Here is a 13,040-nt window from a genome sequence, read left to right on the forward strand (position 1 = left end):
AGGTCAGCGTGGCCCGGTGGGCGGGGGAATGGGCTCTGCGCATATGCGGGCGGGCATCCTGCCAAAGCGCGGGCGGAAGTTCCACCCGGTGGCTGATGTGTGACAAGGGTTGGCTCTGGGGAGACTTGTTCGCCAACTCAGGAGTGATGTTCACTCGTTCGAGTGGCGGAGCGGTTGATGCGCGCCCCCCTCCGAAAAGCGCTGGAATGGTCGGAAGCCGTACCAGGGGTGGGGCGTCCTACGACACGTGACCGTGCGTCATCTCTGCTTCATGGGTGGACGAGTCAAGATTGCGAGCACCGGTGCAGAAGAAGCGGCCTCGGAGCAAGGACAGCACACGAGACGGGTCCGGGGCGACGCCTCCGGCCGCGGGCGCGGGCAAGCGGACCGTGCGGGTACGCAGCAGGCTGGTCGCCGGCGTGGCTGTCGTCGGTATCACCGTGATCGCCGCGGGTGCCCCGATGGCTCTCGACGCCTCCGCCGACCTCAACGAGTCACAGCGGCTGGTCACGCTCGCCGAGCTGAACCGGCAGGCGGTCACCCTCGCGCACGCCCTCGCGGACGAGCGCGACGAGGTCGTCGCCCACATCGCGGCAGGGCGTGACCAGGACGGCGAGGGCGGCTCGTCCGACTCCGCCGCGCGGGTCGACCAGCAGGTGGACGAGATCACCCCGGACGCGTCCGCCGCCCTGCGCCGCGACCTGTCCACCCTTCCCTCGCTGCGCCGTGAGGCTCTCACCGGCAAGGGCTCGGCGATGGAGGCCTACCAGGCGTACTCCGACGTCATCGCCAAGCTGCAGGGCCTCGCCGGGGAACTCGCCGAGAAGACGCCCCCGCGCGCCGCCGACGCCACCCGCGCCCCGCTCGCCCTCGGCGCCGCCGTGGAGCAGGCGTCCGCGACCCGGGGCCTCCTGCTGGCCGCGCTCGCCGTACCCGGTACGAAGCCGGCCGACCCCGTGACCGACCCGTTCACCGGGCTGCCGGTCCAGGGCCAGGACGAGAGCGACAGCGACGACACCCGCACCCGCGACGAGCTGAGCGCCGCCGCCCAGCAGGCCCGGGTGCGCGAACTCGCCGCCCTCGCCGACTTCGACCAGGCCGCCGGGACCGCCGCGCGTAACCGCCTGGCCTCCACGGTCACCGGCCCCGAGGTGAACACGGCGGAGAAGTACCTCACCCGGCTGGCCGACAGCCCCCAGCTGTCCGACTCCGACCGCAAGTCGGACCCCAAGAAGGTCCAGGCGGCGCTCTCCGCCCGGGTCGACCGTATGCGCAGCGCCGAATCCGCCCTGGGTACGGCCCAGGTCGAACGGCTGGAGGCGCTGCGGGACGACGACGTCACGGCCCTGGAGATCCGGCTGGCCCTGCTCGGCGGCTGCCTGCTGATCGCGGTCGGCGTCTCCACCGCCGTCGCCCGCACCCTCACCCAGCCGCTCGCGGTGCTGCGGATCGGGGCCGCCCGGATCGCCGGTGAGCCCGAGACCGCCGAGCCGGTCCGCTACACCGGGCGCAACGACGAGTTCGCCCAGGTCGTACGGTCGATCAACACCCTGCACAGCACGCTGGGCGCGCTCCGTCAGGACGGTGCCACGGGCCGGCTGCGGACCCTGGAGTCCGAGCGCGGTGAACTGATCGCCGACCGCCAGGCCTTGGCCGTGCGCCGGGAGGAACTCCAGGGCGCGGTCGAGGAACTGACCACACAGCTGGAACAGCTGAAGAACACCGTCCACCACACCTTCGTCAACCTGTCGCTGCGCGCCCTGGGCCTCGTCGAGCGCCAACTCGCGGTCATCGAGGGCCTGGAGGAGCGCGAGCAGGATCCGGAACGCCTCTCCACCCTGTTCAAGCTCGACCACATGGCCACCGTCATGCGCCGCTACAGCGAGAACATGCTGGTGCTGGCCGGGGCGGAGCACAACCAGGGGCACGCGGGCCCGATCCCGCTCGTGGACGTGCTGCGCGCCGCCGTCAGCGAGATCGAGCGGTACGAGCGGGTCACCATCCAGTCCCTGCCGCCGCACGCCCAGATCGCCGGATTCGCCGCCGACGACCTGAGCCACCTGGTCGCCGAACTCCTGGAGAACGCGACCTCCTTCTCGCCGCCGGACTCCCCGGTCGAGCTGTCCGGCTGGCTGCTGGAGACCGGTGAGGTGATGCTCTCCGTACAGGACGAGGGCATCGGCATGTCGACGGTCCGGATGGGCGAGCTGAATGCCCGGCTGAGCGACCCGGCGTCCTTCGAGGCCGGTGAGCAGGCGGCGGACGGAGCCGGACTGGGCCTCCAGGTCATCTCCCTGCTGGCCGCGCGCCACGGGGTACGGGTCGAGCTGCGCGAGCAGACGGGGAGCGGGGTGACCGCCGTCGTGGTGCTCCCCAAGGCCCTGCTGCCGAAGGCGCCGCCCGCCGCTTCCCCGCCCACGGCGCAGATGCCCGGGGGCGCCCCGGCCCTCAACCTCCCGGGATCGGTAGCCGAGGCCAACTCCAATGCCCTTCCTCCGCGTTCGTCGGAACAGGAGGACGAGGACCCGCTGATCGCCGCCGCCGAGCGGACGATCCGTGAGACGGGCACCGACACGGTGCCCGCTCCCGGCATCGCCGAGGAGCCCGCCGCCTCCGCCGAGGACGTGGAGCCGGTCGGCCCGGACGCGGCCGCGGAGGCCGGCTCATCGGCCGGCCCGGACGCGGACAGCGAGACGGACGCCGACACCGACGCGGACACGGACACGGACGCGTCCGCCGCGCAGGCCGACGAGGACTCCGCGCACGGCACCGCCCCGGACGAGGCCCCCGACGCCCCGGCCGCCGCACGGCCCGCCCCGCCCGCCGAGTCGGACGTCGAGTCGGACCCCGAGACCACGATGCAGGTCCGGCTGCCCTCACCGCAGCGCGCCCCGGACCCGTACGCCATCGGACCCGACCGCCACGAGCGGGCGGCCGACGACAGCCCGGCCGCCACCACGCCCCCGGAGGCACCCGGAGCCACGGCCCCGGACACCGGAGTCACCGCCGCGGGCGCCCTTCCCGGCCCCCGGCAGCCCGTGACCCCGCCCCCCGCCGCGCCGGCCACCGGCCTGGGCGAGGAGGTCCCCGACCCGGCCCCGGTGCCCGAGCGGCTCACCGACAAGGGCCTGCCCAAGCGGACGCCGAAGATCGTCGATCCGCCCTCCGTTCCGGCGGGCGACCGCACGGGCACGCTGGACAAGGAGGCCCTGCGCCGCAGGCTCGGTGGCTTCCACCGCGGGGCCAAGGAAGGCAGGCGTGACGTCGAGGCCGAGCTGACCGAGAACACTTCAGAGACCGATGAGACGGGGGACACTGTCGAGGAGGCACGCAGTTGACTGCTCCCAGCACGTTCGGGCTGAGCACCGAGGCCCGGAACCTTCACTGGTTGCTGAGCAATCTCGTGGAGGAGGTGCCAGGGGTCCACTCGGTCACCGTCGTCTCGTCCGACGGGCTCATGCTGCTGTCCTCCGACCCGGGCCTCGCCACGGCCGGGGAGGCCGGACCGAAGCGGGGCCCCCGGGGTTCCAGCGCCGATCTCGCCACCATCGTCTCCGGCGTCGCCTCGCTGACCACCGGCGCCGCCAAGCTGATGGACGCCGGCGGGGTCAAGCAGACGATGGTCGCCATGGACGAGGGCAGCGTCTTCGTCATGTCGATCAGTGACGGGTCCCTCCTCGGAGTGCACGCCACACCCGACTGCGACATGAGCGTCATCGCCTACCACATGGCGCTCTTCGTCGGCCGCGCCGGACACGTACTCACCCCCGAACTCCGCAGCGAGCTGCGCAAGTCGATGGAGAGCGCCCAGTGACGCCGGCCGCCGAGCCCGCACGCAAACTGCCCGTGCGGGGCGCCGGCCGCAAAGCCGCGCGTGTGCGCCCCTACTCCCTCACCGGCGGTCGGACGCGCTTCGGCCACGTCCTGCTGGTGGAGACCTTCGTGGCCGCGCTGGAGGCTCCGGAGGAGCGCCGCGAGCTGACGAACGGCAACCTCGCACGCGTCATGCCGGAGCTGCGCGCCATCGTGGAGCTCTGCCGCCGCATGCGTACGGTCGCGGAGATCTCGGCCATGCTCAAGATGCCGCTCGGCGTGGTCCGGGTGCTGCTCAGCGACCTGGCCGACCAGGGGAAGATCCGCGTGTACGGGACCGGTCACGGCACCGGCCAGCCCGATCGCGCACTGCTCGAAAGGGTGCTCAATGGACTCCGCCGTCTCTGAGGCTCCGCTCTTCGCCCCGCGACAGCAGGAGCCGCGGGACCAGCCCGAGGAAGCGGTACAGGCCTGGCAGCTCGACCACACCCGGGCGCCCGTGGCGACCAAGATCGTGGTGGCGGGCGGGTTCGGCGTCGGCAAGACGACCTTCGTCAGTTCGGTCTCCGAGGTGACCCCGCTGCAGACCGAGGCGCTGATGACGCAGGCCAGCGAGGCGACCGACGACCTCAGCGCCACACCGGACAAGGTGACCACCACGGTCGCGATGGACTTCGGTCGGCTCACGCTCGACGACGACCTCGTGCTGTACGTCTTCGGCACCCCCGGCCAGGAGCGCTTCTGGTTCATGTGGGACGACCTGGTGCGCGGTGCGATCGGCGCGGTCGTCCTCGCCGACACCCGCCGCCTCGCCGACTGCTTCCCCGCGCTCGACTACTTCGAGAGCTGTGGGCTGCCGTACATCGTCGCCGTCAACCACTTCGAGGGGACGGACGGTTACGAGGAGGCGGACGTCAGGGAGGCGCTGACCGTTCCGCCGCACGTGCCTGTGGTGATCATGGACGCGCGGAGGAAGATCACTGTCGTGGAGTCGCTGCTGGCCCTGGTGGGCCACGCACTCGACATCACCCCCGCGTAAGCGCACCCCCCCACGTCCACGTAACGGAGAAGCCCGATGCGGAAGATACTCATAGTCGGAGCAGGCCAGTCCGGTCTCCAACTGGCCCTCGGCCTCCAGGCCCACGGGTACGAGGTCACCCTCATGTCCAACCGCACGGCCGACGAGATCCGGTCCGGCCGGGTCATGTCGACCCAGTGCATGTTCCACACCGCGCTGGAGCACGAGCGCGAACTCCAGCTCGACTTCTGGGAGTCGCAGGCCCCCCGCATCGAGGGCCTCGGTGTCTCGGTGGCCGGACCCGACTCCGGCCGGGCCGTCGACTGGGTGGGCCGGCTCGACGGGTTCGCGCAGTCGGTGGACCAGCGGGTGAAGATGGCCGGCTGGATGGAGACCTTCGCGCAGCGCGGCGGCCAGCTCGTCATCCACGGCGCGGCCGTCTCCGACCTGGACTACTTCTCCCGCACCTACGACCTGGTGCTGGTCTCGGCCGGTAAGGGCGAGCTGGTCTCCATGTTCGGCCGGGACGCGTCCCGTTCGCCGTACGACGCCCCGCAGCGCGCACTCGCCGTCGCCTACGTTCACGGCATGGGCCCGCGCCCGGAGCACCCGGACTTCGACGCGGTCCGCTGCAACCTGGTCCCCGGTGTGGGCGAGTTGTTCGTGATGCCGACGCTCACCCTGTCCGGCCGCGCCGACATCCTGTTCTGGGAGGGCGTGCCCGGTGGCCCGCTGGACGTCTTCCGGGGCATCAAGGACCCCTCGGAGCACCTGGCCACCACCCTGGAGCTCATGGAGCGGTTCACCCCCTGGGAGTACGCCCGCGCCACCAAGGTCGAACTGACGGACGCCAACGGCACCCTGGCCGGCCGCTACGCCCCGACCGTCCGCAACCCGGTCGGCCGGCTGCCCGGCGGCGGCCTGGCCCTGGGGGTGGGGGACGTGGTCGTCGCCAACGACCCGATCACCGGGCAGGGTTCCAACACCGCGTCCAAGTGCGCGCACTCCTACCTGCACTCGATCATCGAGCACGGCGACCGTGAGTTCGACGCCGCCTGGATGCAGGCCACCTTCGACCGGCACTGGGAGAAGACCCAGCACGTCGTGCGGTGGACGAACGCGATGCTGGCCCCGCCGCCGGAGCACGTGCTCAACCTGATCGGCGCGGGCGGTCAGCTCCAGCCGGTCGCCGACCGGTTCGCCAACGCCTTCAACGACCCGGCCGACCTCGACCACTTCTTCTTCGAGCCGGACCGGACGAACGCCTACCTCGCCGAGGTCACGGCCGCCGCCCAGGCCTGACCGTCCGGACGCCCCGCCCCGCCCGTCGCCGGGGCGGGGCGCCCGGTCATCCCGCGTCCGGGGCGTCGTAGCCGGTGTCCGCCCCGTCGGCCGCGCCGTCCGGAAGCTCCGGCGGGGTGTACGCGGCCAGCGGCTCGCCGTCCGGGTCGGGCCGCACCGCCCCGAGCAGCGGGTTCGACGCCACGGGGGACACCTTCACCTCGGTACCGGGCCGGGGCGCCTGCACCACCTGGCCGTCGCCGATGTAGAGGGCGACATGGGTCGCCTCCGGGAAGTAGACCACCAGGTCCCCCGGGCGCAGCGCCGAGACGGGCACGTGCGGCAGCCGCCGCCACTGCTCCTGCGAGGTACGCGGAATGGCGCGCCCCGCCGCCGCCCAGGCCGTCGAGGTCAGCCCCGAGCAGTCGTACGACTCCGGACCCTCGGCGCCCCACACATACGGCTTGCCGATCTGCTCGACGGCGTACCGCACGGCCTCGCCGCCCTGTTCGGACGGTGTCCGGGGGGTGGTGCTCAGCGCGCCGGAGGCCACCAGCGCGTCCTGCGCGGCGGCGGTGTTCCGTCCCTCCAGCTCGGTCACCCCGGCGAGCTGCTCCTCGGAGAGCGAGGCGAGCATCGCCTCGACGTCCCGCATCCGGGCCTGGACGGTGTCGCGCTGCTCCTTCTCCCGCTTGGTCAGCTCCCGCTGCCTGGCCAGCGCCGCGCGGGCCTTCGCCGCCAGGTCCTCGGCGCGTTCCTCGGCACCGGAGAGCCGGTCCACGGTGGCCGTGCTGCCCGCCTGGGCGCGGGCGATCACATGGCTCTGGTCCAGGGCCCGCTGGGGGTCCGGGGCCAGCAGGAGCCGCAGATAGAGGGAGAAGTCGGTGCGGCCCTGGTACTGGGCACGGGCGAGGCGGCCCGCGTCCTGCCGGGCTCCGGTCAGGGCGGCACGGGCGGCGGCGAGCCGGGTGTTGAGCGTCTTCGCCTCGGCGGTCCGTTTCTTCAGTTCCTCGGCCGTGCCGTTGTACCGTTCCCCGGCCTTCTCCGCCTCCTGGTAGAGGGTCTGCAACCGCTTCAGCAGGGTGGGGACGCTCCGCGGGGCCTCCACACGTGCCGGGGCGCCGGGCGCGGGCTCGGCGAGGCCGGTTCCGGGGGCCGGTTCCGCGAGGGCGGGGGAGGCGGCGACGACCGAGGCGGCCACCGCCGTGCAGAGCGTGCGCGCGAGTCTGCCTGGCACGGCATCACCTCCGGTGACAGGGCCGGGCACACCGTTCCGTAGGACAATCGGACCGGTCGCTCCGCCATCGGTGTTCGGATCCCGTCCATCCGGTCACCCGGTGTCAGGTGATGCAAGGACCTTCCGGCGTGCCGCTGACCGGACCGCCCGAACGCCGTACGTCCGGCGTCACGCCACCGGGAAGGCGTAGAAGGCCCGTTCGCGCCGGACGACGACGGTCTTCCCCGCCGCCAGCACCCGGTACGGGCCGCTGACGGTCGCGCCCTTCGGCTCCTGGGCACCGATGTCCTGGAACTTCCACAACCGGCGTCCGTCCGCCGTGGCGAACGCCGTCACCTGGGTGGAGTCCGCCGCGAGCAGGGTCCCGCCACCGGTGCTCAGGGTGAGGGCGGGGGCGTTGCCGCCGAGCGGGACCTCGGTGGACCGCCGCCAGGCCTGGCGCCCGGTGGCCGCCTCGACCGCGCCGACCTCCTGGGCGCGGTTGGCGGTGTGGAGCAGCTTCCCGGCGAGCACGGGGGTGCCGAAGACGGAGCCCTCGGGGCCGGCGAGCGTCCACACGGGCTTCCCGGTGTCCGTCTCGAACGCCTGGAGGCCGCTGCCCACGGCCGCGTACAGCCGGCCCTCCTCGTCGCCGAGCGCCGCCGCGGCCGGGGAGACGGAGCCGAACTGCCGGTTCCACAGCGCCTTTCCGGACGCGCGGTCGAAGCAGCGGAAGAGGGCCTTGCCCTTGGCCGCCTTGGCGTCGGCCGCCGTGAGGGTCGCCGCGTCCTGGGCCAGGACGACGTCCGTGTCCCGGACGGCGGTCAGCCGGTAGGCGGGGGTGCCGTCCCGGCCCGCGGGGACCGCGGTGCGCCAGACCTCCTCGCGCCGCACGAGGTCGTACGCGAAGAGGTACGCCTTGGCGACCTGGGTGTCCTTGCCGGGCTTCTCGCCCTTCTTGGGCTTCGGCGCCTTCACGGTGACGGTGTGCGAGCCGGTGAACCACAGGACGTTCCCGGTCAGCCCGGTGAGGGGGCCGACCTTCATGCCGGGGACGCCGGTGAACTGGTCCGCGTACCGGACGCGGTGCTCGACCCGGCCGTCCTTCGACGACAGCCAGAGGAACTCGGCCGGACCCGCGAGGAAGCAGAGCCCGTCGCCCGCGGCCAGCACCTGCTGGGCGCCCGCCGCCTCCTTCGACGTCCAGCGCGCCCGGCCGGTCCGCAGGTCGAGGGCGGTGGCCCGGTCGGTGCCGGTCAGCACCAGCAGTTCGTCCCGCCAGACGCCCGCGGTGAGGGGGACGGGTGCGGTGGCCGGGTGGGTGTACGTCCACCGGGGCTCCGGCGCCCGGCCGGGGACCTTGGGGCGCGGCGCGGCCGACGGCTTGTCACCGGTGGCGGCGGCCTCGTCGTCGGAGCCGAGGGCCAGGACGGCACCTCCGCCGACGACCAGCCCGGCCACCCCGGCGGCCACGGCGGCGAGCAGCCCCCGCCGACCGGGGGCGGCGGGCGGCGCGGGGGAGGGGGCCGGGGCTGCCGGAAGCTGCTGGGGAAGCGCGGCGGGGGCCGCCGGATAGGGGTACGCGTACGGCTGCCGGGCGGCGGCCGGGGGGAGCCCGGACGCGGGGGCGTGCGGGGCCTCAGGTGCCGGGGAGGCGGCCGGGGCGTTCCAGGGCCCGGGCACCAGGGAGGCCGGGACGTGCGGGGGCTCGGGTGTGGCGGAGGCCGGGACGTGGGGGGCGGGACGGGCGCGGGGCAGGGCCAGTTGGGCCGTCGCCGGGTCGCTCTGCCGGACGCCCGGCCCGGTCCGCGTGAACCGGGTGGTGCCCCGGTCCTCGTCGGTGTCGGCGTACTCCGCGGCGGCCGTCCGGGCCGGTCCGTCGCCCGCCCGGCCGTCCCCGGGGGGCGACGCCGGGCCGCCCACCGGGGCCGCGTGGCCGGGCGGCACGGGGTCCGAGGCCACCACGTGCGAGGCCACCGAGTCCGAGGCCACCGAGTCCGAGGGCACGGCGTCGGACGGCTCGTCGTCCGGCCCCGCGTCGGCCCGGCCCGCGCCCGCCGTCGTCCCGGCAAGGGCCACCGCTCCCGCGTCCGTCCCCGTCTCCGACGGAGCGTCCAGGGCCCGTACCCGCGCCGCCTGGTCCATGACCGCCGCCGCGACCGGCTCCGGGAGCCAGCCGCCGCGGGCCAGGCCCGCCGCGCCCTCCAGTGCCAGTTCCGCCGCGACCGCCCCGGCACCCGGCCGGTCCGCCGGGTCCTTGGCCAGGCACCCGGCGATCAGCCCGCGCAACGCGTCCGGTACGGAGCCCAGTTCGGCCGGTGCGTGTGCGATCCGCTCGGCCGCGCCGTCGGCGGGGCCGTCCGCGAACGGGGTCGTCCCGGTCGCCGCGTACGCCAGCAGCAGCCCCAGCACGAACAGGTCCGAAGGGGTGCCCGCCGCCGTGCCCTCGACCTGCTCGGGGGTGAGGTAGCCGAGCCGTACCGAGAGCTGGCCGCCCTCCCGCGCCTCGGCCCCGGCGGCACCGCCGAGCGGCCCGAACGCCGTGAGCCGGGGCCCGTCCTCGGCCAGCAGCACCGTCCCCGGCGCGAGCCCCTGGAGCACCGCCCCGGTGGCGTGCACCCGGGACAGCGTCTCGGCCAGACCCGCGCCCAGTATCCGTACGGCCCGCTCGGGCAGCGGGCCGGCGAGCGCGATGGCCTCGGCGAGGGTCAGCGCGGGCACGTACGCCGCCGCCGTCCACAGACCGTCGTCCTCCGGTCCGGCGAGCGGCGGCTGCACCCAGCCGCCGGACAGCCGTTCGGCGGTGCGGGCCTCGGCCTGGAAGCGGCGGCGGAACGCGGGCAGTGCGGCCAGGTCCGGCCGGGCGGCGGTCACCACGACCCGGCCGTCCCCGTCCGTGTCCCGGGCGAGGTAGCGCACCGCGCTCGCGGTCTCACACAAGCGGGCCAGGGCCGTGTACGGACCGAAGCGGCGTGGATCGTCCTGACGCAGCGCCTCCATGGCGCACCCCCCTTGTGACCGTGCCCTCGGCACCTGACCGCCGATCTTAGAGGGTGCGCCCCGCCCGGTCCTCCCGCTCAGACGCCCCGGTCCGGCTTCGTCCAGGGCCACTTGGGGCGCCGGCGCTCGCGGCCTTCGGCGACGTACTCGTACACCCAGCCGCGCTGGAGCCCGAGCCGCTTGGAGTAGCCGGCCGGGGCGCGCCGGTAGGCGTGGACGGTTGCGGGGCCGCCGTCGGGGGCCGGTACCGGCACCTCGTACCACTTGGGCGGGTGCCCGGTCGGGCCCAGGAGGACGGGCAGGACCCGGCCGTCCAGGGGGCCGCCGCTGAAGGGGGTGTTCTCGCTTCTCACCCGGCCAGTCTGGCCCAGACCGTGCCGTCCGGCGGCCTCGGGACGGCCGGGTCAGTCCTGGGGCAGCAGATGCGCGGCGCGGCCGGCCACCGGCAGCACCCGCGCGGCCAGCCGTCCGGCCGGCCCTTCGGAGGTCTCCTGGCCCAGCAGTTCCGCCACCACGGCGGCCGTCTCGTCGTCCGAGGCGGCGGTCGCCGTCAGCAGGGCGATCAGGTGGTCGACCAGCCAGCCGCGCAGATCGGGGGCGGCGGGCTGCTTGTCCTCGTCCAGCCAGATCAGCGACGCGGCCTCGACCGCGGCGATCCAGGTCTTCACCATCATCCGCAGCCGGGGCCCGGCCGGTTCCTGGCCCGGACCGGTACCGCGTCCGAGGTGCAGCAGGATCTGCTCCGCCGCGGCCCGCCGCACACCGTCCACGATCGCCGACGTACGCGAGGTCTCGGCGACGCTGCCGCCGCGCAGCAACGCGCTGAAACCGGCGTCGTGCTGGTCGACGAAGCCCAGGTAGCGGTCGAGCACCCGGCTCACCCGCTCGGTGGGCGGGCCGGCCGCCGGCTCGGCGAAGCAGAGGGTCAGCTGCTCGGCGGCCGAGCCGAGCGCCGCTTCGTACAACTGCTGCCTGCCGCCCGGGAAGTAGCGGTAGACCAGTGGCCGGGAGACACCGGCCGCCACCGCCACCTCGTCGATCGACACGTCGTCCGGGGCCCGGTGGGCGAAGAGTGTGAGCGCGGCGCCGAGGAGCTGGGCCCTGCGCTCCTCGACACCGAGCCGTCGGTAGGCACGGACCGGTGGTGCTGCGGGGGCGGAGGTCATACCCCGAAGACTAAGCGTTCTCCCGCGCACCGGGAGAGCGCTCAGGCCAGCAGGCCCGAGCTCTTCCACAGCCTGCGCCCCACGCCGTTGAGCACCCCGATGTCGTCGAAGAAGTCGGTGAGCCGCTTGGCGCCCGTCTGCATGACCTCGGTCCGGTGGCCGCTCGCCTTCACCTGGGCGACCGCCTCGTGGCGGTCCAGGCCGACGTGCTCGTACACCTGGGGGTTGATGAAGCAGATGGAGAAGATGCGGGCCGCGTGCCCGCAGCTCAGCCGGGTCATCCGTCGCTCCCAGGCCGGAGCGGTCACCATCTGGCGGCGCAACTCCTCGCGGGCGTACCGCACATGGCGGGCCTCCTCGACGACGTGGATGCGGGTCACCCCGCGTACCAGCGTCTGGACCCGCTCGTCGGGGAAGGTGAGGCGCTGCATCCAGTCGAGGATCTCCTCGCCCAGGAGCGTCGCCGCGAACGAACCGGGGGTGGTGGAGACGGTCTTCAGGACGCGCGCCGCGTTGTGGTAGGCGCGCGGTACCGGGTAGGTGGGGGTGCCGCCCCACTGGATCATGCGGCCGAACATCATCGAGTGCCGGCACTCGTCCGCTATCTCGGTGAGGGCGTAGCGGACGTGGTTGCTGGTCACCGGCTTGTCGTAGATGTGCCGGACGAGGAGCTGCATGAGGATGATCTCGAACCAGATGCCGAGCGAGGCCAGCGACGCGGCCTCGTGCCGGGACAGCGCCATCCGCTGTTCCTCGGACATCCGCCGCCAGAGCGGGGTGTCGTAGAGGGAGACCAGCTCCGGCGGCCAGAACCACTTGCCGTCCTCGACGCCCGCGTCCCAGTCGAGTTCGGTGTCCGGGTCGAAGGAGTGCTTGGCCGAGGCCTCCAGCAGGCGGATCGCGACCTGTTCGCGATCCCTGAGGGGGCCGAGCGCGTCGCGCAGCGCCTGGACGTCCTGTTCGGTCACTGTCGTCATGGCAGAAGGCCCCTCGCACATGGGTTACCGGCGGTCATACATTATGAGACTGCCTGTCAGTAAGCGCGTCAATCCCTTGGGCGCGACTTGTTGACCGAGCGTCTACCAATGCGCCGCCCCACCTGCCGGGCGCGGCCGGGGCCGACCGCGCGACCCCCGCGCCTCCTGGCTGTTCGGCGGGGGGCCGCCCGGCGGTGCGACGTCACTCGTCGTCCGGGAGATCCACCGTCCTGCCGTTCTCGTCCACGGTGTGGGTACGCCAGTACGTGTCCCAGGTGTCGTCCACGTGCTTCGGCTCCTTGCCCTCCGGGTAGCGGGCGTACCCCTTCGGCGGCTTCTCGTCGTCAGGGACGCACGCGCTGCCGGCGCTGTTCACGGCGAGCACCGGGTACTCACCGCCCCCGCACGTGGCGTCCTCCATCGAGCAGGCGCCGGTGAGCAGGGCCAGGGCGGCGGCGGTGGCGGCCAGGCCGGCCGTGGTGCGGGACGGTCGGCGAAGTCGGCTGATCCTGCTCATGGGTGGGTTCCTCCTGGAGAGTGGCTGACAGGGCCAGCCTGCCGCCGCGCGG

General features: G+C 73.8%; 11 protein-coding genes. 5 read left to right on the forward strand and 6 right to left on the reverse strand.

Features of this window, described 5'->3' with window-relative positions; all coding sequences use genetic code 11:
* The first annotated feature begins 302 nt into the window (after nt 1-302).
* Genes B9S64_RS22510 through B9S64_RS22530 form a run of 5 tightly spaced genes read left to right on the forward strand, consistent with a single transcriptional unit; the run spans nt 303 to nt 6,133 of the window.
* Nucleotides 303-3,338, forward strand: coding sequence for a nitrate- and nitrite sensing domain-containing protein (locus tag B9S64_RS22510; protein ID WP_103504928.1), 3,036 nt, complete (start codon nt 303-305; stop codon nt 3,336-3,338).
* Complete coding sequence (locus B9S64_RS22515) at nt 3,335-3,814, forward strand: roadblock/LC7 domain-containing protein (RefSeq protein ID WP_028438782.1); 480 nt, start codon at nt 3,335-3,337, stop codon at nt 3,812-3,814. The genes B9S64_RS22510 and B9S64_RS22515 overlap by 4 nt, the downstream gene beginning before the upstream one ends.
* Entirely contained in the window at nt 3,811-4,221 is a 411-nt protein-coding gene (locus B9S64_RS22520; protein WP_093530375.1) for a DUF742 domain-containing protein, read from the forward strand. Before B9S64_RS22515 ends, B9S64_RS22520 begins: the two co-directional genes overlap by 4 nt.
* Complete coding sequence (locus B9S64_RS22525; RefSeq protein WP_028438780.1) at nt 4,202-4,852, forward strand: ATP/GTP-binding protein; 651 nt, start codon at nt 4,202-4,204, stop codon at nt 4,850-4,852. The genes B9S64_RS22520 and B9S64_RS22525 overlap by 20 nt, the downstream gene beginning before the upstream one ends.
* A gap of 36 nt (nt 4,853-4,888) precedes the next feature.
* Nucleotides 4,889-6,133 (forward strand): styrene monooxygenase/indole monooxygenase family protein, encoded by a 1,245-nt coding sequence (locus tag B9S64_RS22530; protein WP_103490832.1) that lies wholly within the window; start codon nt 4,889-4,891, stop codon nt 6,131-6,133.
* Between the two features lie 46 nt (nt 6,134-6,179).
* On the opposite strand, the gene B9S64_RS22535 is transcribed toward B9S64_RS22530, so the two are convergent.
* The 6 genes from B9S64_RS22535 to B9S64_RS22560 all read right to left on the reverse strand — a co-directional run bounded on the left by B9S64_RS22535 (nt 6,180) and on the right by B9S64_RS22560 (nt 12,988).
* Complete coding sequence (locus tag B9S64_RS22535) at nt 6,180-7,349, reverse strand: C40 family peptidase (protein WP_103490833.1); 1,170 nt, start codon at nt 7,347-7,349, stop codon at nt 6,180-6,182.
* A gap of 168 nt (nt 7,350-7,517) precedes the next feature.
* Nucleotides 7,518-10,328 carry a PQQ-binding-like beta-propeller repeat protein gene (locus tag B9S64_RS22540; RefSeq protein WP_109492098.1) on the reverse strand — a complete coding sequence of 937 codons (2,811 nt, stop codon included), beginning with the start codon at nt 10,326-10,328 and terminating at the stop codon, nt 7,518-7,520.
* A 77-nt stretch (nt 10,329-10,405) separates the two neighbouring features.
* Nucleotides 10,406-10,681 carry a hypothetical protein gene (locus B9S64_RS22545; protein WP_103489388.1) on the reverse strand — a complete coding sequence of 92 codons (276 nt, stop codon included), beginning with the start codon at nt 10,679-10,681 and terminating at the stop codon, nt 10,406-10,408.
* 51 nt (nt 10,682-10,732) lie between these two features.
* The gene (locus tag B9S64_RS22550) at nt 10,733-11,494 is read right to left on the reverse strand and encodes a TetR/AcrR family transcriptional regulator (protein ID WP_103489387.1); all 762 of its coding nucleotides are present in this window, start codon (nt 11,492-11,494) and stop codon (nt 10,733-10,735) included.
* A 41-nt stretch (nt 11,495-11,535) separates the two neighbouring features.
* Entirely contained in the window at nt 11,536-12,471 is a 936-nt protein-coding gene (locus B9S64_RS22555; RefSeq protein WP_103489386.1) for a diiron oxygenase, read from the reverse strand.
* A gap of 202 nt (nt 12,472-12,673) precedes the next feature.
* Entirely contained in the window at nt 12,674-12,988 is a 315-nt protein-coding gene (locus B9S64_RS22560) for an SCO0607 family lipoprotein (protein ID WP_103489385.1), read from the reverse strand.
* Nucleotides 12,989-13,040: the final 52 nt, after the last annotated feature.

This window comes from Streptomyces sp. SM18, assembly GCF_002910775.2.
Taxonomy (GTDB): Bacteria; Actinomycetota; Actinomycetes; order Streptomycetales; family Streptomycetaceae; genus Streptomyces; species Streptomyces halstedii.

Bases quoted from the DNA above. Each gene is read 5' to 3' on its own strand.
- B9S64_RS22525 (WP_028438780.1), top strand. From the start codon at position 4,202: ATGGACTCCGCCGTCTCTGAGGCTCCGCTCTTCGCCCCGCGACAGCAG.
- B9S64_RS22530 (WP_103490832.1), top strand. From the start codon at position 4,889: ATGCGGAAGATACTCATAGTCGGAGCAGGCCAGTCCGGTCTCCAACTG.
- B9S64_RS22540 (WP_109492098.1), bottom strand. From the start codon at position 10,328: ATGGAGGCGCTGCGTCAGGACGATCCACGCCGCTTCGGTCCGTACACG.
- B9S64_RS22550 (WP_103489387.1), bottom strand. From the start codon at position 11,494: ATGACCTCCGCCCCCGCAGCACCACCGGTCCGTGCCTACCGACGGCTC.
- B9S64_RS22555 (WP_103489386.1), bottom strand. From the start codon at position 12,471: ATGACGACAGTGACCGAACAGGACGTCCAGGCGCTGCGCGACGCGCTC.
- B9S64_RS22560 (WP_103489385.1), bottom strand. From the start codon at position 12,988: ATGAGCAGGATCAGCCGACTTCGCCGACCGTCCCGCACCACGGCCGGC.